Here is a 5,083-nt window from a genome sequence, read left to right as displayed (position 1 = left end):
AACGAGGCGACACCGTCACGTTCGACGATCGAGAGGGTCGCAACATCACGGGCGTGATCGTACGCATCAACCAACGTACGGCCACCCTGGGCACCGGTGAGGGCGGGACTTGGCGAGTGCCATTCCACGCACTGCGGCAAGTGCTCGACGTCTGAGCATCGTCGCCCCACCCAATGGGACAGCGTCAAGAGGGCCTTGAGGCCGCGCTTACCCAGCACCAGCACAACGCCCAACACCGCACCGTCCGCCGCCACACCTCTCCTACCCAGCACCAACCTTGCTCGCTGTTTCGCGAAATTCGAGTATTTCGAGTAAGCCTGCTAAACTCAGTCGTATGAAGACCGCCCGCAAGCCCATCGAAGCTGCATCCCGCATCGCCCCCCCGGCGCTGTCGGTGAACATCGACATCGACCCCTTGGTCGAGGCCGTACGGCGCCACGTCAAGCTGACACCCCAGGCCACGCGGTTGATCAAGGGCGAGTTCGCCCAGCTCTTCCAACATCCGGCGATCAGCGGCAGCATCCGAAAGACCTCCGTCACCAAGTCCGAACCAGCGGCGGACTCGGTCCTCACCACACAGGAGGCGGCTGACCTGGTCGGAGTCTCCCGGCCGTACATCGTGGCCCGAATCGAAGCCGGCGACATCCCCCTGCATCAGCAGGTGGGCAACCAGCGACGTGTCCTCAAGTCCGCCGTCCTGGCCTGGCACCGCCAAGAGCAGACCCGACGCCGCAAGGCCCTGGGCCAGCTCGGCACCGACCTCGACAGCGAGATCTTCGCGGGCTGAGATCCGTGATCCCTGTCGTCGCCGACGCCGACACCCTGTTCGGCGCGACCACCCGCGGTGTGTTGATTCACCTCGACTACCATGGACTCATCCGGCTGCACTGGAGCCCGCTGATCCTGGACGAGCTGAGCCGTGCACTCGTCGACACCGGCCGCAAGCCGGATGCCGAATCGGCACGCCGCCACGAACAACTCATGCGGGCTGCATTGCCGCAGGCGGAGATCCCGACGCAGCGGGTCCAGGTGCAGTTCGCCAGCGTGGCGCCGGCCCTGCGCTCTGCCAAGGACGCCCACATCGCCGCCTGCGCCAGTGCCATCCTGGCCGGTGACTTCTATCCCGACACCCGGGTCGTCAGCCTCGTCACCAAGAACATCCGCGACTTTGGTGTGCGCAAGCTCGCCACCCTCGGCATCGAGGTCCAGCGCCCGGACGCCTTCTTGCTGGATCGGTTCCAGCGTGATCCCGCAGCCGTCGCTTCCGCGTTCGCCGCCTTGCGGTCCACGCTGCGCTCGGCACCCGCACCAGACCGGCTGCTGGAACGACTGGCCGCCGACGGCCAGGCGCTCACGGCAGCAGCCCTGCACGAAGCCTGGCAACAGGGCGCCGTGCGCCTTCGACGACAAGGTCGCTCTGATGCATCCCTGGGCATTCCGCGCTCGCTTCCGCCGCGCTGCGTTCGGCTGGAAGGGCTCCAAGCTCGCGATCGAGCGCATCCACGAAGCCCTCGCGGAAATCCGTGCGGTCGCCCGACAAGACCCGGCAACAGCCGCCGAAGGCGCCGTCCTCTTCCTGGAAAAGCTCTCCCCGGCCCTGAACCAGGTCGACAGCTCCTCCGGCGCCCTCGCGCGGCCAGGTTGATGCCTTGCTGGAAGCCCGCGACCATCAGCACTTGGTCTGCCGAGAAGACCATGCTCCTGGCCGGACCGAGCGAACTCGCGATGAGCTGGCGCAAGTCGGGGAGGCCGGCGGGATCGCCGTACTCGGTGATGCGCTCGGCGGCGCCACCGAGACAGTCTGTCACGATGCGGCGCCAGATCTTTTCGGGAAAGGCACGCGGCGCTGTACGTCCGAACACGAAATCGATGTCGATCTGCCGCGGCGTCGGCCGGTGCAGGCCCGAGGGCCCGCGGATACCGCACGGCAGCGCCAGATCCAGCGCGCGGTGAAGGCCGCCACTCCGCGGCTCCATCTCGGTGGACGCCGACGGCCGGACCGCGTCATCAGGCAGGTTCTCCGACACGAAGGTGCCGACAGTCTTCTCGGTCCGAAGGTAGCCTTCGTCGATGAGGCTCTCGTAGGCCGCGGTGATCGTGTTGCGCGACACGCCAAGTTGGTGCGCCAAGTCTCGGGTCGCTGGCACCGCTGTGCCAGGCGGCAAGCGCCTTTCGAGGATCAACGCACGCAGTTGCCTAACAATCTGAGATTGAAGAGTGCCAGATTGCCCCACGTCAATGGATATGGGCAGTTGCATGTCAAGAGTGTATGCACGTGCCATGCCGTCCAGCAGACCAGCTCGCAGGCGTCATCGCGGCAAATACGGCGTGATGTTCTTGAGCGGGTTGGCAACGTGTGCGTCCTTCTCCTCCCCCCTCCCCATGTGGGCGACGTAGTGGGTCGCCTCTGCGGCCACCGCGGCCCGGGCGATGATCTAGGCCGGCAGGTATTACGATGCGAGGCACCCACCCGCGGTGGCAACGTTGCCGCTCGCGTAGCAAGACTCGTTCAGGACCTCTACGCCGGCCTCTTGCCTTCATGGCGCGGTCGTCAGGTCCCTCCACGCCCGCACGCGACCCAGGAGTCCGAGCTTGGCCAGAATCAAGATGCCGGTGCATTGGCCAGCAATCAGCTGCCGACCTGGGTCAAGTGAAAGGCGCCCATGGAGCTAAGCTCAAGCGTTGATCGACTGCTTTCAGACGCTACGAACCAGTGCGCCGTTGACCGCTGTGGGTCGGGTCCGGTCGACCATCCCGGCAAACAGAAGAGCGGAGACCGGTCACTGACGGCCCGCCCTTCGAGGCAAATCGCGCGCCGTCAGCTCGCGGTGAACTCGACGCCCAAGATCGTCGCAATGTCCTGACGCTCACCCAGCAGCCGGACCACATCCAGATGGTCGGCGCGCTCGAAGTAGCACCACAGCAGCGGGAACTTCGCGACTTGCCAGGTCCGAAGCCCGGGAATACCCAGTCGCTTTCCGAGCACAGGCGAGCCGATGCCGGGGTCAAGTTCGATCTGGTCCAGCGCGGCGTTGGTGGCCTTGACCACTCTCACCGCGACACGGGCGCCGCCTTCCTTGCGGTAGTAGCGGACCTCGCCTTGCTGGTCGCGCAGCGCCTGCGGTCGCAGTACCGCCGGCTTCAATCGATCTCGCCACGAGCAATGGCCAGCAGTTCCTTCTCGTCCGCCTTGGTGCGACGTCGACCGGGCCCGGACGCTAGCCCCTCTTCGATGAGATCACGAAGGCGCTTCTTGGCCTGCTCCTCCTGGTCACGGCGCACCAAGTCGCGGATGTACTCACTGGTGTTGCCGTAGTTGCCTGCGGTGACCCTGTTGTCGATGTACTCCCGCATCGATTCAGGAAGCGCAAAGCTCATCGTTTGGCGGCTCATGGCGCAATCTTGAGTGGTTTGACAACTGTTGTCAACGTCGGTGAACCAGCGGGCGAGCTGTCTGCAGGCGGAATGATGCCGTTGGCCTTGTCACGAAGCCACGCGGGCTGGGTAGCGCGGCCCGCGCTGCACCAAAGCCTCGGCGTACTTCTCCACGCCGAACCGCATCGTGCCGCGGAAGTTGATGTGCGAGAAATGTGCCGGTCCGATGCGACGCAGCCAGTCGTCTTCGACTCGCGTGCCGTCGCGCTTGAGCCGCTCGACCACTTCGTGCATCCGGCTGGTGTTCCACGCCAGCACGATGTTAGTCAGCAGGGCATGCGAGCCCGAGATGGCGCGCATCTCGTCCCGGCGCCGGCCGCGCTCGGGCGCTACCTTGCCCGAGTACACGGCGCGCTGAAGCTGGTGCACTGATTCGCCACGATTGAGCAAGGTGTGGATCTCGCGTCGGAAGTCTTCGATGGCGATGTAGTCGCAAAGGAACACGGTTCGCAGCAACCGGCCCATGTGCTCAGCTGCCCGGTGCAACGGATCCCCCTGGGCGGCCGACCCGAAACGCTGCAAAGCCAATGTTGCGGAGACACGGCCGGAGCGGAGGGACGCCGCCAAGCGCAGCAGTTCGTCCCAGCCGCGCTCGATGGCAGCCAAGGACACGCGCCGGAGCGTGACGGCCTCCAAACCTTCCGGGATGGTGAACCCTCGCGGCATGAAGAGCTTTCGCTCGGCCAGGTCCCTCAGCCGCGGGCACAGATCAAAGCCCAGCAGCTTGGCGATGGACATCGCAGGATTCGTGTATCCGTGCGTGTCGACCGCCAGCAGGGAAATCCGAATGCGATCTGCCGCGTTGTTGTGCTGCTCGATGCCCTCGATGGCGACACCGGCCTGTCGTTCGTTGAGCACGATAGGTTGGTCGTAGACGATGCCCCATCGGTCGCGCACGTGGGTGTACAGGCCGGCTGCGTAGGTACGCCGGCGCGGATCGACCCGGGACGGATAGACCCAAAATTCGGGAAGCGTTTCGAACCTCGCAACCTCGCTCTCGTTGCCACCGCATTCGCCGCCACAAAACGGTGCGGTCCCAGCCCACCGACAGCTTTGCGCAGAAGCTAATGAAATGCTAAATGCGAAAAATGCGCAGGCGGACACGATGAGGCGAAGCAATCGTCCAAGAGTCATGGGAACCATCCGCGCTAGTTGTCGCTGACAACAACGGTTGGCAACCCGTGTGTGATCTGAAGCGATCACAGCGTGCCAATCACAACAACTTTAGGACAATGCTGCTGGATGGCAAGCGACAAGCTGCCACTATTTGCCGGCGCCGATGTCGCATTGAAAGGCTGGCTCAGGCTCATGAGCCTGCGCTGAGTTGCGGCTAATAGATATCTTCTGATGCGCGCCAGTCAGCGGGTCGCGGTTCTGCATGAAAGCTCCCAAGTTCCGTAAGCGCGGTCTCAAGGCCCTATTGCTTGGCCGAGGTCGAATGAGCACGATCAACTGGATCGTGCGTGCCCGGGATGGTGTGCACCAAGCCCCTCAGTGCACACCATGTCCGAGCAAGCCACGCAAGCCAAGCGCCGCCGGCGCGAACACAGTTCGGCGCTCAAGCGCGAGTTGATCGAGCGCAGCCTGCGGCCCGGCGCGTCCGTGTCCGGCATCGCGCTTGAGGGCGGTATCAATGCGAACCTGTTGT

Annotated in this window: 3 protein-coding genes and 4 pseudogenes; 2 read left to right on the top strand and 5 right to left on the bottom strand. The window is 64.5% G+C overall.

Going from position 1 to position 5,083, the window contains the following annotated elements:
• Positions 1-334 precede the first annotated feature (334 nt).
• Both H0W38_RS16285 and H0W38_RS16275 read left to right on the top strand, forming a co-directional pair.
• The gene (locus tag H0W38_RS16285; RefSeq protein ID WP_292455998.1) at positions 335-787 is read left to right on the top strand and encodes an excisionase family DNA-binding protein; all 453 of its coding nucleotides are present in this window, start codon (positions 335-337) and stop codon (positions 785-787) included.
• A gap of 633 nt (positions 788-1,420) precedes the next feature.
• Positions 1,421-1,630 (top strand): annotated as a pseudogene (locus H0W38_RS16275) (hypothetical protein); the annotation flags it as partial.
• Between the two features lie 406 nt (positions 1,631-2,036).
• On the opposite strand, the pseudogene H0W38_RS22135 reads toward H0W38_RS16275, so the two are convergent.
• The 5 genes and pseudogenes from H0W38_RS22135 to H0W38_RS16255 all read right to left on the bottom strand — a co-directional run.
• Positions 2,037-2,258, bottom strand: a pseudogene (locus H0W38_RS22135) (GntR family transcriptional regulator); the annotation flags it as partial.
• Positions 2,259-2,309: 51 nt separating this feature from the next.
• A pseudogene (locus tag H0W38_RS16270) lies at positions 2,310-2,660 on the bottom strand (AraC family transcriptional regulator); the annotation flags it as partial.
• Between the two features lie 158 nt (positions 2,661-2,818).
• On the bottom strand, positions 2,819-3,145 hold the full coding sequence (locus tag H0W38_RS16265; protein ID WP_292455996.1) for a type II toxin-antitoxin system RelE/ParE family toxin: 327 nt from the start codon (positions 3,143-3,145) through the stop codon (positions 2,819-2,821).
• Positions 3,142-3,393, bottom strand: a complete 252-nt coding sequence (locus H0W38_RS16260; protein ID WP_292455992.1) for a type II toxin-antitoxin system ParD family antitoxin — start codon at positions 3,391-3,393, stop codon at positions 3,142-3,144. Before H0W38_RS16260 ends, H0W38_RS16265 begins: the two co-directional genes overlap by 4 nt.
• 90 nt (positions 3,394-3,483) lie before the next feature.
• A pseudogene (locus H0W38_RS16255) lies at positions 3,484-4,395 on the bottom strand (Tn3 family transposase); the annotation flags it as partial.
• Positions 4,396-5,083: the final 688 nt, after the last annotated feature.

Origin of the sequence: Methylibium sp., assembly GCF_013817365.1 — a bacterium.
Taxonomy (GTDB): domain Bacteria; phylum Pseudomonadota; class Gammaproteobacteria; order Burkholderiales; family Burkholderiaceae_C; genus Methylibium.
Note: the sequence above shows the minus strand (reverse complement) of the source record. Positions and strands in the feature narration are given on the sequence as shown.

What these genes read in the sequence shown, in the direction of transcription:
- H0W38_RS16285 (WP_292455998.1), top strand. Translation starts at nt 335, where the DNA reads ATGAAGACCGCCCGCAAGCCCATCGAAGCTGCATCCCGCATCGCCCCC.
- H0W38_RS16260 (WP_292455992.1), bottom strand. Translation starts at nt 3,393, where the DNA reads ATGAGCCGCCAAACGATGAGCTTTGCGCTTCCTGAATCGATGCGGGAG.